The sequence below is a fragment of the Bacillus sp. GMs2/2 genome, from assembly GCF_050172095.1.
Taxonomy (GTDB): domain Bacteria; phylum Bacillota; class Bacilli; order Bacillales; family Bacillaceae_G; genus Bacillus_A; species Bacillus_A cereus.
On the sequence record NZ_JBNLYE010000470.1, the window covers coordinates 1 to 2,616 of the forward strand.

The following is a 2,616-nucleotide window of genomic DNA, read 5'->3' on the forward strand; positions in this document are numbered from 1 at the left end:
ATATTGAAAAGGATCTTAAAAAATATGATTCTTTATTAAAAGAATATGATGATGGTTTTAATTTAAGTAAGCAAGAGGATGAACTATTTCAGAAGATGAAGAAATCTTTGCCAAGTTATAAAGATACATATAAAAAATTATTTGAAAAGGCGAAGGCAACAAATGAGCCACAAATGGTAAATGAATTTCAGAAGGAATTAAAACCGAAGGGAATAGAGTTAGCTGGTTATGCAGTGGATCTAGAATCGTATGTTTCAAATTTAGCTGACCAAGTATTTAAAGATTCTCAAAAAATGATTGATCGTTCCGTTATTACCTTTATCATTCTTGTAGTAGTTACTACAATCGTTATATGTATAGTAAGTTATATTATTAGCAAGCTCATAGTTGCTCCTTTACAAACGGTTAGTCGTATGATGGAAAGAGCGAAAGAAGGAGATTTAACCGTACATGGTGATTATACTGCTAAGGATGAATTAGGTGTATTAGTAAGTAATTTTAACGAGATGATTGCAGGGCTAAGAACAAATATGCAAGAAGTAGAGAATAATATTCAGCTTTTATTCCAACATGCAGACGGAGTAGTATCTGCATCAGAAGTATCTAGTAGTGCAGCGAAGAAAATCACTATGGATATTGAAGAAGTTGCAAATGGTGCAGAGAGTCAAATGCAAGCAATGGAACAAACTGCGGGTGCGATGGAAGAGTTGACGCAAGGAATGCAGAGTATAGTCAATACATCATCCTCTGTAAATGAATTATCTGCTCAATCAGCATTAGATGCAGAGAGTGGTAACAAATTAATGAAACAAATGATTCAACAGATGGATACAATCCAAAATTCGGTACATAGCGGTGTGAAACAAGTAGAGACTATGAAAGAACAATCAGAAGAAATTGTTAAAATCATTGATGTTATGCAAGGTATTACCTCCCAGATTAACTTATTAGCATTAAACGCCGCAATTGAGGCTGCACGTGCTGGTGAAAGTGGTAGAGGATTTGCAATTGTGGCAGATGAAGTGCGGAAATTAGCAGAACAATCTAGTGATTCTGCAAAACAAATTGAGAATCTTATTACTCAAGTTATGGGAACAACGAACCATACGGTACATATGATGGGGAAAGTAGATAATGAGGTACAGGCAGGTACACAAGTAGTAATGCATACAGAAAAAGTATTTGGAACAATTACAGAAAAAGTACAGCAAGTATCTGAGCAAATTCAAACGGTATCTATGTCTACAGATGAAATTGCAGCGAGTAGTGAGGAAATCTCGGCTTCTGCAGAAGACATGGCTCAAATTTCCCAAAGATCATCTGACCGAACTGATAGGGTAAAAGAGTCTATTCAACAGCAAGAAAAATCTGTTCAAGAGATTTCGGTTTCAATTGAACATATGCATAACGCAGCAGGAAAATTAAAACAAATAGTTGCCCAATTTACTCTTCAAAAGTAGTAGCATATTTGAGTGTTAATAAATATAAAAAAATCATCCTCTTTTAAGAAAAAAGGATGATTTTTTTATCCCGTTATTTGCTGGGCAGTAAGACCCCCACCTCAAAATTCAGCGAAAGCGAGTTATCAGTGAAGGGGGATGCTACCTCTGAAATATAAACCATGGATATAGTAATCTCCATTAGGCATCTCCTTTAGGTGCCAATAAAGGGAAGTTATAAAGTGAAAAGGAGTTTATAAAGAGATTGTAGAATGTTTTAGTATATAACACCTTAGATGTGACAACTTCCTTTTTGAAAAAGAAAGAAGGGGGTATAAAGTAGAAAGGTAGTGGGAATATTTCTTCTAGAAGATTTGCATTTTATCTTACATTCACAAAAAAAATAGTACTCCTGAAACAATGAAGTTCATTTTATTTGAATGAAATAGGGAGAGAGGATAATGAAGAAAAAAATATTGGGTGTAATGATGATTGCGACAATGGCAGGAGGTATATTTGCAGGGGCGAATGTGACACCTGTAAAAGCGGAAGAGTATCCACAAATGATTGTGTTTGAAGATGTTCCATACGGATTTTGGGCATATGATGCTATTATGGATTTAGCGTATCATAAAATTATATTAGGGTATGGAAACGGGAAGTATGGTGTTGGCGATCTTATAACACGTGAACAAGTAGCTGGGACTATTTACAGAACACTTGAGATAAAAGAAGAAGGGCCAGTAGCGAATCCATATAAAGATGTTTCTGATAGTACAACCACTTTTAAAAAGGAAATTTTAGCGTTAACAAAACGTGGTGTTTTTACAGGGGATGGCCAAGGGAATTTTAGGCCGAAAGCACCAATCTCTAGAGCGGAAATGGCTGTCATTTTAAAACGAGCATTTAATTTTGAAACGAAACAAAAACATACATTTAAAGATATTCCAAAAGGTCACTGGGCAGAAGATGCAATTAGTGCGTTACAATCTAATAATGTTGTGAGAGGAACTGGGAATGGCATGTATGAATTAAATCGCCCTGTACCTAGAGAACAATATGCTCAGTTTATTAATAATGCGATTATTAATTATCATTTGAAAGAGGATTGGAAGTAGAGTGAAATATGAAAGCACAAATAGAAAAATTTGTGCTTTTTTGTTTGTTTAAAAAAGAA

General features: G+C 34.8%; 2 protein-coding genes and 1 pseudogene. All 3 read left to right on the forward strand.

Annotated features, from left to right (window positions below):
- Positions 1-416 precede the first annotated feature (416 nt).
- A pseudogene (locus tag ACQGS6_RS26135) lies at positions 417-464 on the forward strand (hypothetical protein); the annotation flags it as partial.
- A gap of 234 nt (positions 465-698) precedes the next feature.
- Positions 699-1,460 (forward strand): methyl-accepting chemotaxis protein, encoded by a 762-nt coding sequence (locus ACQGS6_RS26140; RefSeq protein WP_426948190.1) that lies wholly within the window; start codon positions 699-701, stop codon positions 1,458-1,460.
- Positions 1,461-1,900: 440 nt separating this feature from the next.
- Positions 1,901-2,557 carry an S-layer homology domain-containing protein gene (locus ACQGS6_RS26145; RefSeq protein ID WP_000727095.1) on the forward strand — a complete coding sequence of 219 codons (657 nt, stop codon included), beginning with the start codon at positions 1,901-1,903 and terminating at the stop codon, positions 2,555-2,557.
- Positions 2,558-2,616: the final 59 nt, after the last annotated feature.

Coding starts and splice junctions, on each gene's coding strand:
- ACQGS6_RS26140 (WP_426948190.1), top strand. CDS start 699: ATGGAAGAGTTGACGCAAGGAATGCAGAGTATAGTCAATACATCATCC.
- ACQGS6_RS26145 (WP_000727095.1), top strand. CDS start 1,901: ATGAAGAAAAAAATATTGGGTGTAATGATGATTGCGACAATGGCAGGA.